Source organism: Hyalangium sp. (genome assembly GCF_035629615.1).
Lineage (GTDB): Bacteria > Myxococcota > Myxococcia > Myxococcales > Myxococcaceae > Hyalangium.
Genome location: NZ_DASPHO010000589.1, coordinates 1 through 15550, shown reverse-complemented (window position 1 = coordinate 15550; position 15550 = coordinate 1). Strand labels below are relative to the sequence as shown.

Genomic DNA, 15550 nt, shown 5'->3' with positions numbered 1-15550 from the left:
CGCCAATCTCATCGAGGAAGACGGTGCCCTCCCCCGCCGAGACGAGGATGCCGGCCCGGTCCGCCTGGGCGCCTGTGAAGGCCCCCTTCACATGGCCGAACAGCTCGCTCTCCAGCACGCCCTCGTTGAGCGCCGCGCAGTTGACGGGGAGGAAGGGCGCGCCCGCACGCGTGCTCCGCAGGTGGAGCGCACGCGCCACCAGCTCCTTGCCGGTGCCGCTCTCACCGGTGATGAGGACGGTGGTGCGGCTGGGGGCCACCTTCTCCACCAGGCCCCAGACCTCCTGCATCGCCGGGCTCTCTCCCACCCACAGCCCGCGCATGCCGCTCAGCGAGCGGCGCAGCTGCCGGTTCTCCTCGCGCAGCCCGCGCTTCTCCAGCGCCTTCTGCACCAGCAGCTTCAGCTCTTCGTTGTCGAAGGGCTTGCAGATGTAGTCGTAAGCGCCCGCCCGCATCGCCTCCACCGCGGCCGCGGGCGTGCCAAAGGCGGTGATGAGGATGACCTCGGGCGGCGCAGACACCGAACGCGCGGCCTTCAGCACGTTCAGCCCGCTGCCCCCGCCCAGCTTCATGTCGGAGATGACGACGTCCACGCCGCCAGCTCCCAGCGTCTCGACGGCGGCCTTCTCGTTCCCGGCGACGCTCACGCGGTACCCCACCCGAGCCAACAGCATCTCGAGGTACTCGCGCATCGACAGCTCGTCATCCACTACTAGCACGTGCACCCTGCACCTCCTCCGCGGCCAGTGGCAGCTCCACCACGAACTCCGTCCCCGCCTCGGGCGTGGAGGTGACCTGCATCCGACCCTCGTGCGCCCGCACAATGGAGTATGCCGTAGCCAGCCCCAGCCCCGTCCCGCCACTTCGTGTGGTGAAGAATGGCTCGAAGATACGCCCCAGGTGTGACTCGGGGATGGAGCCCGCCGAATCCCACACACACAGCCGCGCCATCCCACCCTCGCCCGACAGCGTCACCCGGACGCTTCCCCCTGTCCCTACCGCCTCGAAGGCATTGCGCACCAGGTTGAGCAGCACCTGGCGGACCTGATCCGGATCCACCATGGCCGCCACGGGCTGCAGCTCCAGCTCCAGCTCCACCCCGCGGCTGAGCGGATCCGTCTGCAGCATCTCCATCAGCTGCCGCACCAGCAGCTCCAACCCCACGGGCCGGAGCACTGGCTTGGGCGGGCGAGCGAAGCGCAGGAACTCCTCCACCAGCCGGGAGAGCCGATCCGACTCGCGCAGGAGAATGGCCGTCAGCCGTGACGAGCCCGGATCCCCCGCTCCATCCTGGGCGAGCATCTGCGCCGAGCCCCGCATGGCCGCCAGCGGGTTGCGGATCTCGTGCGCCAGCTGCGCCGCCATGGTCCCCAGCGCCGCGAGCCTGTCCGCCTGCCGCAGCTCGTCCTCGGCGCGCCGCAGCGCCGTCAGATCCTGGAAGACGATGAGGCGCGCGGCGCGGCCTGTACCCTCCAGCGGCGCGAGCGTGAGGCCCAGGATGCGAGGCCCCCGAGGGGTGTCCACCTTGAGCTCGGAGCGAGGCACCCGCTCCATCTCCGGCAGCCCGGGCAGCAGCTCCTGCACCCGCCGGGCCCGCGCGGCGGAGCCCTCCAGGCCGAGGATGCTCAGGGCCGCGCGGTTGATGAAGGTGATGCGCCCATCCTCCTCGCACGTGAGGAGCCCGGAGGGGGTGCTGTCGAGGATCTGCTCGTGGAGCGTGGCCAGCCGCTGCAGATCCGCCTGGCTGGCCGAGAGCCGCCCACCGGCCGCCAAGAGCTGCCGGCTGAGGTAGCCCGCCAGCGCGGCGATGAGGAAATACGCCAGGACGTTGGTGGCGAAGGTGAAGCCGATGCGCACCCCCATCGCCGCGGGTGCCTGGGCCCCCAGCTTCAGCAGGTGCTGGGCCACGATGGCGCCGTAGGCCCCGGAGCACGCCGCGGCTGTCACGAAGGCCCCCCTCTGGGACAGGAGGATGGACGCCGCGATGACCGCCAGCGAGTACGTGAAGGAGACGGGAGAGTCCGCCCCACCCGTCACGGACACCAGGCCCGAGGCGATGAGGATGTCTCCCCCCACCTGCACCACGGCGGCGGTGCGGCTCACCCGGCCCTTGCGCAGCCACAGGCCGTAGATCAGCGTGAGGACGTAGACGAGCCCGATGCCCAGGAAGACCAGCGAGTCCTCGGGCGACAGCTCACGCGTCGGTGAAGACGCGAGTAGCCGCAGCGCGAAGACGGCCAGCAGCAGGCTGGTGGCGATGGTCCGGAAGACGGACAGCCACGTCAACCGGACCCGCAGCTCGGGCTCGCCCGGCAGAGGAGCGAGCACCGGAGATCTACTTGATGGCACCGGCGATGGAGAAGATGGGCAAGTACATCGCGATGAGGAAGCCACCGACCACGCCGCCGAGGAACACCATCATGATCGGCTCGATCATGGCCGTGAGGCCGGCAACAGCCGTGTCCACCTCGTCATCATAGAAGTCGGCGATCTTGTTGAGCATCGCGTCCATGGCGCCCGTGGCCTCACCCACGCCGATCATCTGCACCACCATGGACGGGAACACGTTGGTGTCACTCAGCGGGCCGGCGATGTTCTTGCCCTCCGCGATCTTGCCGCGGACGTAGTAGATGGCCTCTTCCACGGTGCGATTACCGGCCGTCTTCGCCGTCACGTCCAGCGCGTCCAGGATGGGCACACCCGAGGAGATCATCGTTCCCAGCGTGCGGGTGAAGCGCGCCACCGCCACCTTGCGGAGCACGGGCCCGAAGAGCGGCGCCTTCAGCATGATCTTGTCCATCACCTTTCGCCCCTTGGGGTTCCGGTAGATGGTGACGATGGTGAAGAAGAAGGCGGCGATGCTGGCCAGCAGGTGCAGGATCCAGTTCTGCAGCCACTCGGACAGATCCACCACGAACTGGGTGGGCCCTGGCAGCGCCGAGCCGAAGTCCCCGAACATCTTCGCGAACACGGGCGTCACCTTGAGCAGCAGCAGCGCCGTCACGCCGATGGCCACGACGAGGACGATGGCGGGATAGATCATCGCGCCCTTGACCTTGCGCTTGAGCTTCTCCGCCTTCTCGCGGTAGGCCGCCAGACGGTTGAGGATGGTGTCGAGGATACCGCCCACCTCGCCCGCGGCGCACAGCTGCACGAAGAGCTCGTCGAAGACCTTGGGGTGCTCCTTGAGCGCGTCCGCGAAGGTGGAGCCCTGCTCGACCTTGGCTTTGATCTGGAAGAGCACCTTGCGGAAGATGGGGTTGTCCATCTGGCTGCCGAGGATGTCGAGGCACTGCACCAGCGGGAGGCCGGCGTCGATCATCGTCGCGAACTGACGGGTGAAGATAAGGATGTCCTTACCTGTCACTCCGCCGCCGAACGCGGGGAGGTTGATCTCGTACGGCTTCTTCTTGACCTTGACGGGGTTGAGCCCCAGGGACTTGAGGCGCGCGTTGACGGCCTCGGCGTCAAAGGCCTCCATCTCGCCCTTCTTGACCTCCCCGCCCTTGGACTTGGCCTCCCAGAGCCACTGGGTGGTCTTCTTCGCCGACGATGTCTTCTGAAGTGCTGGTGCCGCCATGACTCTGGACCTCCGCGGGAACTGCCAGTCTACCGCTCGTCTCTAAAACCCATAACTAACGGCCAGGGGCTCCGCCGCCTGGCCGCCCCTGCTGCATGCCCGGCATGCTGCCCGACAGGATGTTGCGCAGCTCCTCGGGATCGCTCGAGCGGCCGAAGGCCTCCTCCTGGCTGATGAGGCGCCGCGCCAGGAGCGCCGCCAGGGCCTGGTTGAACGTCTGCATGCCGTACTTCGCCTGGCCCACCTGCATGGAGGAGTAGACCTGGTGGACCTTGTCCTCACGGATGAGGTTGCGGATTGCGGGCGTGGGGATCATGACCTCCAGCGCCAGCACGCGGCCCGGGCCGCCCGCCTTGGCCACCAGGGACTGGCTCATCACGCCCTCGAGCACGAAGGACAGCTGAGCGCGCACCTGCGGCTGCTGGTACGGCGGGAACACGTCCAGCACGCGGTTGATCGTCTGCACCGCGCTGTTGGTGTGCAGCGTGGCGTAGCAGGTGTGGCCCGTCTCGGCGATGGTGAGCGCCGCCTCGATCGTCTCCAGGTCTCGCAGCTCGCCCACCAGCACGATGTCCGGGTCCTGGCGGAGGATGTACTTGAGCGCCGTCTTGAAGTTGCGCGTGTCCGCGCCCACCTCGCGCTGGTTGACGAGGCAGTTCTTGTGCGGGTGCAGGTACTCGATCGGATCCTCGATCGTCATGATGTGCTCATGACGCTCGCTGTTGATCTTGTCGATCATGGACGCCAGCGTCGTGGACTTGCCGGAGCCCGTGGGGCCGGTGACGAGGATGAGGCCGCGGGGGCGCTTCACCAGCTCCGCCACGATGGGCGGCAGGCCCAGCTCCGCGAAGGTGAGGATCTTGAACGGAATGGTCCGGAAGGCACCGGCCACCGCGCCGCGCTGCATGTAGACGTTGGCGCGGAAGCGCGACAGGCCCTTCACGCCGAAGGACAGATCCAGCTCGTTGTCCTCCTCGAACTTGTGCTTCTGGGCATCCGTGAGGATCGAGTAGCAGAGCTGCTTGGTCTCCACCGGCGTGAGGGGCGCCGTCTTCAGCGGCACCAGCTCGCCGTCCACCCGGAGCTGGGGCGGTGAGCCAGTGGTGATGTGGAGGTCGGAAGCGCCCTTCTCGACCATCGCCTTGAGAAGCTGGTGCAGGTTTGCCACGGAAGGAATCCCTCAGATGCTGTGGGGTGTGGAGTGGGTGGAGATGGGTGGAGAGAGCGGCGGCTAGAAGCGGTCAGGAGCGGTGTTGGAGACCACCTCGTCGAGCGTGGTGACGCCGTCCATCATCTTCGCCAGGGCGGACATGCGCAGAGAGCTCATGCCCAGGCGGATGGCCTCCTGCTTCAGCTCGTTGGTGGAGGCGCCGTTGATGACCAGCTCCTTGAGGCCGTCCCAGAAGGGCATGACCTCGTACACGGCCACACGGCCGCGGTAGCCACGATCGTTGCACTCGCGGCAGCCAACCTTCTCATACATGGTGAAGGAGCCCATCTTCTCCGGGGGCACGCCCGCGTCGATGAGTGCCTTCTCGTCCACCTCGGTCGCCGGACGCTTGCACTCCTTGCAGAGGCGGCGGCACAGACGCTGGGCAAGGATGAGGTTGAGCGAGGCCGTCACGAGGAAGGGCTCGATGCCCATGTTGAGCAGACGGCTCACCGTGCCTGGGGCGTCGTTGGTGTGCAGCGTGGAGAGCACCAGGTGGCCGGTGAGCGCCGCCTTGACGGCGATCTCACCCGTCTCGAAGTCTCGGATCTCGCCGATCATGATGATGTCGGGGTCCTGACGCAGGAAGCTGCGCAGCGCCGCGGCGAAGTTCAGGCCGATGTCTTCATGCATCTGCACCTGGTTGATGCCGGCGAAGTTGAACTCGACCGGGTCCTCCGCGGTGGAGATGTTGGTGTCGATCTGGTTGAGCGAGGAGAGCGCCGAGTACAGCGTCGTCGTCTTGCCGGAGCCCGTGGGGCCCGTCACCAGCACCATGCCGTAGGGACGCTCGATGGCCTCCTTGAACCACGCGAGCGGCTGCGCATCGAAGCCCAGCTTCGTCATGTCCAGCTGGAGGTTCGACTTGTCCAACAGACGCATCACGACTTTCTCGCCGAACAGCGTGGGGCACACGCTGACGCGGAAGTCCATCTCCTTGCCGCCACCCATCTTGATCTTGATGCGGCCGTCCTGCGGCAGGCGGCGCTCGGAGATGTCCAGCTCCGCCATGATCTTCAGACGGCTGGTGATGGCGTTGCGCAGCTTCATCGGCGGGCGCATGACTTCATAGAGCGAGCCGTCGATGCGGAAGCGGACACGGAAGTCCTTCTCGTAGGGCTCCACGTGGATATCGGACGCGCCCTTCTTGATGGCGTCCATGAGGATGAGGTTCACCAGCTTGACCACGGGCGCGTCGTCCGCGGCCTTGGCCATCTCCTCGATGTTCTCGTCCTCTTTCTTGTCGACCTCGATGTCGGCGTCGTCCATCTCGTTGACGATGTCGCCCAGCGAGGGGCCCTTCTCCGCGTAGTAGCGCTCGATCGCCTCGCGGATGGAGATCTCCGAGGCCACCACCGACTCGATGTTGTAGCCGGTGAGGAACTTCATGTCGTCCACCGCGTAGATGTTGGACGGATCACACATCGCGACGATGAGCGAGGGGCCCGCGCGGTTGACGGGGATGACCAGGTGCTTCTCGGCGACCTCCTTGGGGACCAGCTTGATGATCTCCGGGTCGATGTCGAAGTCCTTCAGGTTGATGGCGGGGACGCCGTACTGCTTGGAGAGGAAGTCCGTGAGCTTGGACTCCTCGATGGCCCCCGTCCGGATGAGCGCGGTGCCGATGCGCGCCCCGCTCTTCTGCTGCTCCTCCTGCGCTTTGCGCAGCGCCTGAACGGTGATGAGGTTCTCGCGGACCAGCAGTTCACCAAGTCGACCAGACATTCAGCAGCCTCGAACGGAAGGAAAGACGAGCAATCGCCCCCAGGACGCCATGCGCCAAGCAGGGGCAGGTGGAACGGACCTGATGTCAGATCCTCCCTGGATTAGAGAGAAGCGGCACACAGCCTGTCAAGGTAAGTGCCCAAAGCGTCCAGAAGCGCCAAACCATTGAACCGACACAGGAAAACCCTGGAAGGGCCTCAATCGTCTGCTCGCGCGATCACCGTGCGAGCAGCCTCGACATCCCGCTTGATCTGCCCCACGAGTTCGGCCACGGAGCCAAAACGCTGCTCGGGGCGCAGGCGCTCCAGGAACTGTACGCGCAATTCCTTCCCGTAGAGATCCCCCTGGAAATCCAGCAGGTGGGCCTCGATGGTGACGACGGACCCCCCAAAGGTGGGCTTGACGCCGATATTGGCGGCTCCAGGGCGCCAGGGGCCGTGCAGCTCGTCCTTCAGGCGCACCCGGATGGCGTAGACGCCAGGGGCGGGCCGCAGCTCGTTCTGCGTGTCCACGTTGGCGGTGGGAAAGCCGATGCCCCGGCCGCGCCCTGCGCCCGGCACCACCGTGCCGTCCAGATCAAAGGGCCGCCCGAGCAGCCGGTGCGCCGCGGAGACGCGGCCCTCGAGGATGTACTCGCGGACTTTGCTGGAGGAGGCCACCACGCCATCCACGGCGACGGGCGGCACCACGTGCACCTCGGCGCCGCGCCGGGCCGCTGCGTCTCGCAGGGTGAGGACGGTGCCGGCCCGGGCCGCCCCGTAGGTGAAGTCGCTGCCCACCACCAGATGCCGGGCGCCCATCACGTCCAGCAGGGACTCCTCGAAGGCGGCGGCCGGGGTGCGTGCATACTCGCGGGTGAAGGGCTGCACCACCGCGGCGTCCAGGCCATGGGTCTCGAAGAGCTCCAGCTTGCGCGGCAGCAGGGTGATGAGCTTGGGCGCCAGCTCCGGCTGCAGCACCTTGCCGGGGTGGGGTTGAAAGGTGAGCGCGACGCAGGGAGCGTGGCGGCGCGCCTCGGCAAAGAGGGCCTGGTGGCCCACGTGCACGCCGTCGAAGTTGCCCAGCGCGACGGCTGATCCGGCCAGCTCCCGCGCCTCCGCCATCGAGTGGAAGAGCTTCATGCCGCCGGTATACCTTCAACCCCGCGCTTTTGCCCTGTTCAAGCCCGCCCCTGTGGGGCATAGAGCGCGGCGTACCCCATGGCTCGCCCCCGCCTGCTGCCCGACCCGGTCGGCCTGAAGTTCGTCAAGCTGGAAGCTCCTCCAGACTGGGACGCGGAGTTCGGCTTCTCCGGCCCGCTGGAGCTGGAGATGGGCTCGGGAGCCGGAGGCCATGCGCTGGAGTACTGCCGGCGCCACCCCGAGGTGCGCTACGTGGCCTTCGAGTGGCGCAAGAAGTACGCCCGCGACACCCTGTCCCGCGGCGAGAAGATGGGCCTGAAGAACCTGCGCGTCATCGAGGCCGACGCGCGCTCCGTGGTGCCCCGCATCTTCGCCCCAGGCTCCCTGTCCGCCATCCACCTCCAGTTCCCGGATCCCTGGTGGAAGCGGGCCCACTTCAAGCGCGCCATCATCCAGCCGGAGTTCGCCCGTCTCCTTTTGAACAGGTTGCACCCGGGCGGCCGGTTCGATCTGCGCACGGACGTGGAGGATCGGGGGCACGGGATGCTGGCCATCCTGGAGGAGGCTGGCTTCGTCAACCCGCTCGGGCCGGGGGCCTTCCATCCGTATGATCCCGAGGAGGTCCCCTCCACCCGAGAGCGGCGCTACCTCCAGAGTGGCGAGCCCGTCTACCGGGGCCGACTCGTCAAGCCGGGTTGAAAAATCACCGAGGGGGTGGCTTGGCTTCCCCCCCCTGACTGGAGAGAATCCGGCACCGCCCGTGCGGCAGGAGGATTCTTCCGGATGGGGGAGACAATGCCGGAGAGCAGCACCACCAAGAAGTCGCCGGAGGGCAGCCGCCGTGCGGTGTCCGGCGGCGACTATTCGGACCGCACCGTCCTGATCGTGGATGACGATCCGGCGCACGTGCAGCATGTGCGCCAGGGGCTGGCGCCGCACGGCTACCGCTTCCGCGAGGCAAGGGATGGGGCGCAGGCGCTGTCGGCCATCCGCGAGCACCGGCCGGATCTCATCCTCATGGACGTGGAGATGCCGGGCCTGGGTGGGGTGGAGGTGTGCCGCATCATCAAGGCCAACTCGGGCGAGGGGGGCTTTGGGTTCATCCCCGTTATCTTGATGACGGCGCGGCAGGCGGCCGGCAAGGTGGAGGGGCTGGAGCTGGGCGCGGATGACTACCTGGTGAAGCCCTTCGACATGCTGGAGCTGGGCGCTCGGGTGAAGTCCATGCTGCGGCTCAAGGCGCTGCAGGACGCGCTGATTGACAAGAACCGGGAGCTGGACCGGGCCAACAAGGAGCTGGCGCGCAAGCGCGAGGAGCTGCTGGCGCTCAGCCGCACCGATCCGCTCACCAGCCTGAGCAACCGCCGCTACTTCGAGGAGCGGCTGCAGGAGGAGTTCGCCCGCGCCCGGCGCTACCGCGCGCCGCTGTCCCTGGTGATGCTGGACATCGACTACTTCAAGCGCGTCAACGACACCTACGGGCACCCCTTCGGGGACGAGGTGCTGCGCGCGGTGGCCCAGGTGACGCGGGCGCGGCTGCGCGAGGTGGACATGCTGGCTCGCTACGGGGGCGAGGAGCTCATCGCCCTGCTGCCGGAGACGAACCCCCCGGAGGCGCTGCTAGCGTGTGAGCGGGTGCGCGAGGCCATCGAAGCCCTGGAGCTGGAGTACCAGGGGTCGGATGGGACGAAGAAGATGGTGCGCTGCACCGCCTCGCTGGGGCTGGCCTCCATCCCCTCCCCCTCCCTCCAGACGCCCGAGGAGCTGCTGCGCGCCGCGGACGAGTGCCTCTATGCAGCCAAGGGAGCAGGCCGCAACCGCGTCCGCCAGCATGAAGAGTGATGTCGTAGCGCTTTGCGCCGGGCGGTCTTTGGCCTAGATCGGAGCTCATGCGTCTGCCCGCCCTGCTCGTGCTGGCCCTGCTCGCCCTTGGCGGCTGTGGCAAGTCCGGATTCGACACGCCCCAAAATGCCTACACCTCCTTCCATGAGCAGGTGCAGCGGGGGGAGTTCAAGAAGGCTTATGGCGCACTGTCCCAAGCCACCCGGGACCTGCTCACGGCCCGAGCCCAGGTGATGAAGGAGGCCTCCGGGGGCAACGTGAAGGCCGAGCCCTACGAGCTGCTCTTCATGAATTCCGGTCCCCCCTCGGATGTTACGGAGATTACGTTGGTGCGAGAGGAGGGGGGCGTGGCCACTGTGCGCGTGGTCTCCTCTGGACAGGCGCGCGAGGTGCGGCTGGTCCGCGAGCCCTCTGGGTGGAAGGTTGATTTATCGGATTCACTCAAGCCATGAGCCCTTGTGCTCCCTCCCGTCATGGCTATCAGGTAGCGTGAGAACGTGAACGATCGGAAACCACGGCGGGTCGTACCCGCAGTCGAGGTCATCCGGCGCCCTGCTGCGGCGACGCCGGGTAGCGTGTCGCCCGCGCCATCCCCGACACAGGGCCCTACCCCCAGTCCTACTCCCACGCCGCGTCCCACAGCGACGCCCGTGCCACGGCCCGCAGCTGCCAGCGTGCCCGTGCCAGCGGCACCGCGGCCTGCCATCCCCAGCGCTCCGCTGCCGGCCCCCACACCGCGGCCAGTCACCGCGAGCGCCCCTCCCAGCGCTTCTCCCAGCGACCCTTCCAGCGTGGCCGTACCGGCACCGCGGCCCGCGCCCCGGCCAGGAGGCCCTCCCCGAGGACCGGGCGCGGGGCCTGGAGCGCCGCGTCCCATGGGGGCCGCGCGCTTCGCCCCGCGAGGCCCTCCCCGCCCTCCTCCGACGCCGGAGCAGATCCAGGCTCTGGCGGTGAAAGAGCGTGTGCCCGCGCGCATCGCCAAGGGTGAGCTGGAAGGGAAGATGAAGTGCCGCATCTGGCGCAAGCTGCACGCCGAGGAGGCGAAGCGCTTCGACCAGGTGTACGAGCTGATCGGCAAGACCCCGGGGCTGTCGCTCGGGGACGCGTTCGGCGTGGTGCAGAGCGGGATGACCGTCACGGAGTTCATGGCGCGCAAGGAGCGCACCCAGCGCAAGGCCGCCATCAAGCAGGCTCGTGGCGAGGTGGAGAACGCCGCGGTGGCCGACTTCCTGTCCGGGCTGGTGACGGCGAAGACGGAGCTGGCAGTGGTGCTGGCCGAGCGGACGGTGCTGGACACCCTCATCTCCGAGGAGCCCATCGCCTTCGTCTTCGAGCGCACCGGGCGGCTGGAGAAGCTCCAGGTGGTGCTGCTGACGCGCCGCAGTGACTGGGAGAAGATGCTGCCCTCGCTGGAGCGGGATCAGAAGCTCACCCAGAAGCCCTCGAGCGTGGCCCGGCAGCCGGACAAGCGCCCGTACTCTGATCCGCGTCCCTTCCTGCCGCAGGTGGGCCAGCCCGTCCGCCTGGTGCTCCGCAACGGTGTTACCTTGAAGATGACGCTGCAGAAGGCGGGTCGGTTCGATCTGCTGCTGGGCGAGCCTGGCAATGAGGTCTTCGTCCCTCTGCACGCCATCCTGCGCTTCGAGGCGGGCGCCCCGCCTCCTGCGGAGCCGGCCTCCGCCGAGTAGAAGAGGACCGCATGCGTTTATTCTCGAAGATCATCAAGCCGCTGCTGGCGCTGGCCGCCACAGCGGCGGTCCTCTCGCAGCAGGGGTGCTCCAAGGAGCCGAAGGCAGAGCCGCCGCCCGCGGAGGCTCGCAAGTCCGGGGCGGGCCCGCGCGTCATCTCCCTGAGCGTGACGGAGAAGGGCTACGAGCCCTCCCCCATCACCCTGAAGAAGGACGAGCCGGTGATGCTGGTGGTGACACGGAAGACGGAGCAGACCTGCGCCACCGAGATCATCATGAAGGAGCACGGTGTCAACGCGCCGCTGCCCCTCAACACGCCCGTGGAAATCGCGTTCACCCCGAACAAGACGGGGACCCTCACCTATGGCTGCGCGATGGGGCAGATGATCAGCGGCACGTTCATGGTGGAGTGAGGCTCGGCCCGACGCCGGAAGGCGGCTAGGCTGGGCCCTACCCATGGGCGGCGCGGCGGAGCTCTTCACGCGGCATGTGTTCCTCGACCTCGAGACGACGGGGCTGGATCCCCGTGTGGACGAGGTCATCGAGCTGGGCGCGCTCTTCTTCGAGAACGGCCAGGAGGTACGCCGCATCGCCCGGCTGTACTCGCCCTCCCGGCCGCTGCCCATCACCATCCGCCGGCTGACGGGCATTGACGATGCGCTGCTCGCGGGCCGGCCTCGGTTCGGCAGCGATATGGAGGAGCTGCGCGAGGCGCTCACGGGCTGGACGGTGGTGGCGCACAACGCGCCCTTCGAGAAGGGCTTCCTGCCGGAGCTGCTGGGGCCCATCCGCGCCCCGGTGCTCGACTCGTGCGAGCTGCTGCACTACCTGCACCCGGAGCTGTCGAGCCACTCGCTGGAGGCGATGCTGCGGTGGGCGGGGCAGAAGCCGCGCACGGCGCACCGTGTGGTGACGGACTGCCTGGCGACGCACGCGGTGCTCGTGCATGCGCTGGAGGGGTGCATCCGCGAGGGCCGCGCGGAGGACATCGCGGATCTGCTGACCACGCTGGAGCCGCGGACGCGTGCGGTGCTGAGGCTGGCCCAGGCGGAGGCGGGCGAGGCGTCGGTGGAAGAGGCCAGTGCGTCGGAGGAAGGCCCCCTGGTGGCGCTGCTCTACCGCCTGTGGGAGGCGTGCCGGGCCACGCCGGTGCCGTTGAAGCTGGAGCGGACCGGGGGCTTCCTGCCAGGCCGTCCGGAGCGCCTGCGTGCGGGGGGCGCCAAGGCTCCGCCCGAGCCCGAGCCTGGGACGCCCGTGCAGCCCGTGCGCTCCGAGGAGGTGGCGGCACTGCTGGGCGCTGGGGGCGCGCTGGAGCAGTTGGAGGAGGGCTTCAAGAGCCGGCCCGCCCAGCTCGAGATGTCGCAGGCGGTGGCGCGCACGCTCTCCGAGGGAGGACAGCTGGCTGTCGAGGCGAGCACGGGAACGGGCAAGTCGCTGGCCTACCTGGCCCCGGCGGCGCTGTTCGCGGCGCGAAACGGGCGGAAGGTGGCGGTGGCGCCGCACACCAAGACGCTACAGGACCAGCTCATCGAGAAGGACCTGCCGCGGCTGCACCGCGCCACGGGGGGCGCCTTCGGGTACGCCCTGCTCAAGGGACAGACGAACTACATGTGCCGCCGGCGCGCGCTGGACGCGACGCTCGTGGAGCCGGGGATGAGGCACGAGGCTCGCGCGCCCCGGGCGTACCTGCGCGCCTTCCTGCGGCGCAGCTCGGACGGAGACCTGGATCGGCTGAGCCACTGGTTCCGCGAGCGCTTCCCGCAGCTGCACATGCTGGTGCCAGCGGTGCGCTCGGAGGCGGCGACGACGCTGGGCGAGCGCTGCCCGCACTACCACCGCTGCTACTACCACTCGGCGGTGGCACAGGCGCGCGCGGCGGACGTGCTCGTCATCAACCAGTCGCTGGCCTTCGCGTGGCCGCCCCGCTACCCGCGGCTGGATCACCTGGTGCTCGACGAGGCGCACGAGGTGGAGGATGTGGCCACCACGGCGCTCACCCTGGAGCTGTCGGACCTGGCCTTCTTCCGGCTCACCGAACGGCTGCACGGACGGGATGGGCGGCGAGGCCTCTTCGCCGAGCTGCGGCGCGCCCTGGTGAGCACGCGGCGGGCGGAGGGGCGCGGGCTGATGAACGAGGTGGAGTCCGCGCTCAGCGGCCTGCTCTCCGCGGCCCGGAGCCTGGGCGATCGGGTGACGACGCTGTGCGAGCCCGCGGCGGCGCCCAACGAGGACTCGGACGAGGCGGCCTATGCCCCGGAGCTGAGGATCACCGCGGCGGTGCGGGCCTCGCCCCCGTGGGCGCCGGTCCGCGACGGGATCCAGGAGGTGCGCGAGGCGCTGCGAGAGCTGCACAGGCTGCTGTCCGTGCGCGTGCTGGAGGCCCTGCCCGAGCTGGCGGTGCGGCAGCCAGCACTGGAGCGCGAGCTGGCGGGAGCGGCCTCGGAGCTGGCGGATCTGACAGGCCTGGCGGAGGAGCTTGCGGGAGCGCCCTCCGAGGGGCGGTGCTACGCGGCCACGGCGGAGCCGAAGCGGCAGCGGTGGAGCGTGGGGGCACAGCCCGTGGATGTCTCGGCCTTCGTGTCGAAGGACTTCGCGGCGACGAAGCGAGCGCTGGTGCTCACCTCGGCCACACTGAGCACGGGGCCCGAGAGCCCGTTCGTCCTGCGGCGCCTGGGACTGTCCGGACGGAGCGAGGTGCCGGCGCCTCGGCTGCTGCGAGCCCCCTCCCCCTTCCGGCTGCGCGAACAGGCGCTGGTGGTGCTGGTGACAGACGCGCCGCGAGCCCACGAGGAGCCATTCGTGGAGTGGGCGGCAATGCGCGTCTCCGGGCTGGCGCAGGCCATGGGAGGCCGGCTGTTGGGGCTGTTCGCCTCCACGCGGCGCATGGAGCGGGTGGCGCTGGCCGTCCAGACGCGGCTGGAGCCGCTGGGCATCGAGGTGATGCGGCAGACGCGCGGGCATGGGCGCTCGCTGGCGGCAAGGCAGGAGCGGGACGCGGGGACAGTGCTGCTGGGCACGAAGAGCTTCTGGCAGGGCGTGGACATCCCCGGCCGTGGCGTGGGGTGTGTCTTCATCGACAAGCTGCCGCTGGAGCCGCCAACCCGGCCCCTGGTGGCCTCCCGCGAGGAAGCACTGACGCGCGGAGGCAGCGAGTATCTGGGCTTCGTCCAGTACCGGCTGCCGAGGGCGTTGCTGCTGCTGCGCCAGGGCGTGGGGCGGCTCATCCGCTCCCATGCCGATCGCGGCGTGGTGGTGATCGCCGATCCCGGCAACCCGAGCTACCGGGCCCAGCTGCTCGACGCGCTCTCGGGCTACCGGGTGGAGGCGCTGCCCTGGGCCCAGGCCCGGCTGAAGCTCCACGCCGAGCTGCGGGAGATGGGCCTCACCGTTGACCCCCACCGCCCGTGAGGCAATGTGTTCAAATGTAGGAATGACCAACGACGCCTGCCCCGTTCCTGATCGGAGAGCTGGTGCAAAGCGGCGGCCTGGCGGAAACTTTTGCCGGCTGGGGCCGACAATCCAGATCAAGAAGGCCTGCTTCCCTCAAGGAAGCTTTGAAATCCGAGGACATATCCATGAGCAGCACAGCCATCAACGACATGGTCTCCACCATCGCAGGCGGGGTTCGCGCCAACACGTCCCAGGAGCAGGCCTGGCTGGCCAGCGCTCCCCCGGAGATGCAGGAGCAGATGCGGTCGCAGATCACGATGCAGAAGGAGCAGGAGCTGATCCAGGCGCTCGCCCAGGCGATGAAGCAGATCAACGAGCTGTCGAAGACGACCATCCGCATGATCGGCGGGTAGCTCTCCCCCCAGCGGTGGTAGCAACACGGACCGGCTTCACGTGGGCTCAGCAGCCCGGCGTGAGGCCGGTTCTGCTTTGAGCCGCCTCAAGCCACCGGTCCTCCCCCGCCCATGTTGGAGGCGGTATCCTGGAGGGAGGAGCGAGGACGAGCCATGGGCGGCATCGAATACCGCGTGAACTCGGGCGACACCCTGAGCGCGATCGCGCGGCGCCACGACGTCACAGTCGAGGTGCTCTCCCGGCTCAATGGTATCAGCGACGTCAACCGCATCTTCCCCGGCCAGGTGTTGAGGATCCCGAAGGCACGCGTGCTCCAGAAGACGCTGCCTCCGATGAGAACGACCTACCGGGATGATGGGAACAGCTCGAGCCAGGACAAGCCCCCCAAGAACATCCACGAGGCCAGGAAGCGTCACCCGGAGCTGACCCAGAAGACGAACGCGGAGGTCCAGAGGCTCGTCGACGCCCTCCACACAGTGGCGAGCCCCTCCACCTCCCTCGCCGACAAGCTGTCCGCCACGGCGAAGCTCGCCGCCGCCTTCCCCAAGAACCTCGGGTCCGCCCTCAAGAAGTCCGGAGTG

General features: G+C 68.5%; 14 protein-coding genes. 8 read left to right on the top strand and 6 right to left on the bottom strand.

What is annotated here, in order from left to right; translation table 11 throughout:
- The 6 genes from VD972_RS29725 to VD972_RS29700 all read right to left on the bottom strand — a co-directional run.
- Positions 1 to 691, bottom strand: a 691-nt coding sequence (locus VD972_RS29725) for a sigma-54-dependent transcriptional regulator (RefSeq protein WP_324992141.1), incomplete at its 3' end; no start/stop codon positions are given.
- A 10-nt stretch (positions 692 to 701) separates the two neighbouring features.
- Entirely contained in the window at positions 702 to 2327 is a 1626-nt protein-coding gene (locus tag VD972_RS29720; protein WP_324992140.1) for a two-component system sensor histidine kinase NtrB, read from the bottom strand.
- A 7-nt stretch (positions 2328 to 2334) separates the two neighbouring features.
- Positions 2335 to 3579 carry a type II secretion system F family protein gene (locus VD972_RS29715; RefSeq protein WP_324992139.1) on the bottom strand — a complete coding sequence of 415 codons (1245 nt, stop codon included), beginning with the start codon at positions 3577 to 3579 and terminating at the stop codon, positions 2335 to 2337.
- 55 nt (positions 3580 to 3634) lie between these two features.
- A complete protein-coding gene (locus VD972_RS29710; RefSeq protein ID WP_324992138.1) occupies positions 3635 to 4747 on the bottom strand; it encodes a PilT/PilU family type 4a pilus ATPase in 1113 nt (370 codons plus the stop codon).
- A 63-nt stretch (positions 4748 to 4810) separates the two neighbouring features.
- Complete coding sequence (gene pilB / locus VD972_RS29705) at positions 4811 to 6514, bottom strand: type IV-A pilus assembly ATPase PilB (RefSeq protein WP_324992137.1); 1704 nt, start codon at positions 6512 to 6514, stop codon at positions 4811 to 4813.
- 197 nt (positions 6515 to 6711) lie between these two features.
- Complete coding sequence (locus VD972_RS29700; protein WP_324992136.1) at positions 6712 to 7635, bottom strand: bifunctional riboflavin kinase/FAD synthetase; 924 nt, start codon at positions 7633 to 7635, stop codon at positions 6712 to 6714.
- 78 nt (positions 7636 to 7713) lie between these two features.
- Here VD972_RS29700 and trmB point away from each other — a divergent pair, with 78 nt between their 5' ends.
- The 8 genes from trmB to VD972_RS29660 all read left to right on the top strand — a co-directional run.
- On the top strand, positions 7714 to 8334 hold the full coding sequence (gene trmB / locus VD972_RS29695) for a tRNA (guanine-N7)-methyltransferase (protein WP_324992135.1): 621 nt from the start codon (positions 7714 to 7716) through the stop codon (positions 8332 to 8334).
- Positions 8335 to 8418: 84 nt separating this feature from the next.
- Positions 8419 to 9477 carry a diguanylate cyclase gene (locus VD972_RS29690; RefSeq protein WP_324992134.1) on the top strand — a complete coding sequence of 353 codons (1059 nt, stop codon included), beginning with the start codon at positions 8419 to 8421 and terminating at the stop codon, positions 9475 to 9477.
- 47 nt (positions 9478 to 9524) lie between these two features.
- Entirely contained in the window at positions 9525 to 9929 is a 405-nt protein-coding gene (locus VD972_RS29685) for a hypothetical protein (RefSeq protein ID WP_324992133.1), read from the top strand.
- Between the two features lie 423 nt (positions 9930 to 10352).
- Complete coding sequence (locus VD972_RS29680; protein WP_324992132.1) at positions 10353 to 11165, top strand: hypothetical protein; 813 nt, start codon at positions 10353 to 10355, stop codon at positions 11163 to 11165.
- An 11-nt stretch (positions 11166 to 11176) separates the two neighbouring features.
- Positions 11177 to 11578: a cupredoxin domain-containing protein gene (locus VD972_RS29675; protein ID WP_324992131.1), complete on the top strand. Its 402-nt coding sequence runs from the start codon at positions 11177 to 11179 to the stop codon at positions 11576 to 11578.
- Between the two features lie 43 nt (positions 11579 to 11621).
- Positions 11622 to 14573, top strand: a complete 2952-nt coding sequence (locus VD972_RS29670; protein ID WP_324992130.1) for a helicase C-terminal domain-containing protein — start codon at positions 11622 to 11624, stop codon at positions 14571 to 14573.
- Between the two features lie 167 nt (positions 14574 to 14740).
- Positions 14741 to 14968 (top strand): hypothetical protein, encoded by a 228-nt coding sequence (locus VD972_RS29665; RefSeq protein WP_324992129.1) that lies wholly within the window; start codon positions 14741 to 14743, stop codon positions 14966 to 14968.
- A gap of 153 nt (positions 14969 to 15121) precedes the next feature.
- On the top strand, positions 15122 to 15550 hold a 429-nt coding region (locus VD972_RS29660; RefSeq protein ID WP_324992128.1), incomplete at its 3' end, for a LysM peptidoglycan-binding domain-containing protein.

Bases quoted from the DNA above. Each gene is read 5' to 3' on its own strand.
- VD972_RS29715 (WP_324992139.1), bottom strand. From the start codon at position 3,579: ATGGCGGCACCAGCACTTCAGAAGACATCGTCGGCGAAGAAGACCACC.
- pilB (WP_324992137.1), bottom strand. From the start codon at position 6,514: ATGTCTGGTCGACTTGGTGAACTGCTGGTCCGCGAGAACCTCATCACC.
- VD972_RS29700 (WP_324992136.1), bottom strand. From the start codon at position 7,635: ATGAAGCTCTTCCACTCGATGGCGGAGGCGCGGGAGCTGGCCGGATCA.
- trmB (WP_324992135.1), top strand. From the start codon at position 7,714: ATGGCTCGCCCCCGCCTGCTGCCCGACCCGGTCGGCCTGAAGTTCGTC.
- VD972_RS29690 (WP_324992134.1), top strand. From the start codon at position 8,419: ATGGGGGAGACAATGCCGGAGAGCAGCACCACCAAGAAGTCGCCGGAG.
- VD972_RS29685 (WP_324992133.1), top strand. From the start codon at position 9,525: ATGCGTCTGCCCGCCCTGCTCGTGCTGGCCCTGCTCGCCCTTGGCGGC.
- VD972_RS29680 (WP_324992132.1), top strand. From the start codon at position 10,353: ATGGGGGCCGCGCGCTTCGCCCCGCGAGGCCCTCCCCGCCCTCCTCCG.
- VD972_RS29675 (WP_324992131.1), top strand. From the start codon at position 11,177: ATGCGTTTATTCTCGAAGATCATCAAGCCGCTGCTGGCGCTGGCCGCC.
- VD972_RS29670 (WP_324992130.1), top strand. From the start codon at position 11,622: ATGGGCGGCGCGGCGGAGCTCTTCACGCGGCATGTGTTCCTCGACCTC.
- VD972_RS29665 (WP_324992129.1), top strand. From the start codon at position 14,741: ATGAGCAGCACAGCCATCAACGACATGGTCTCCACCATCGCAGGCGGG.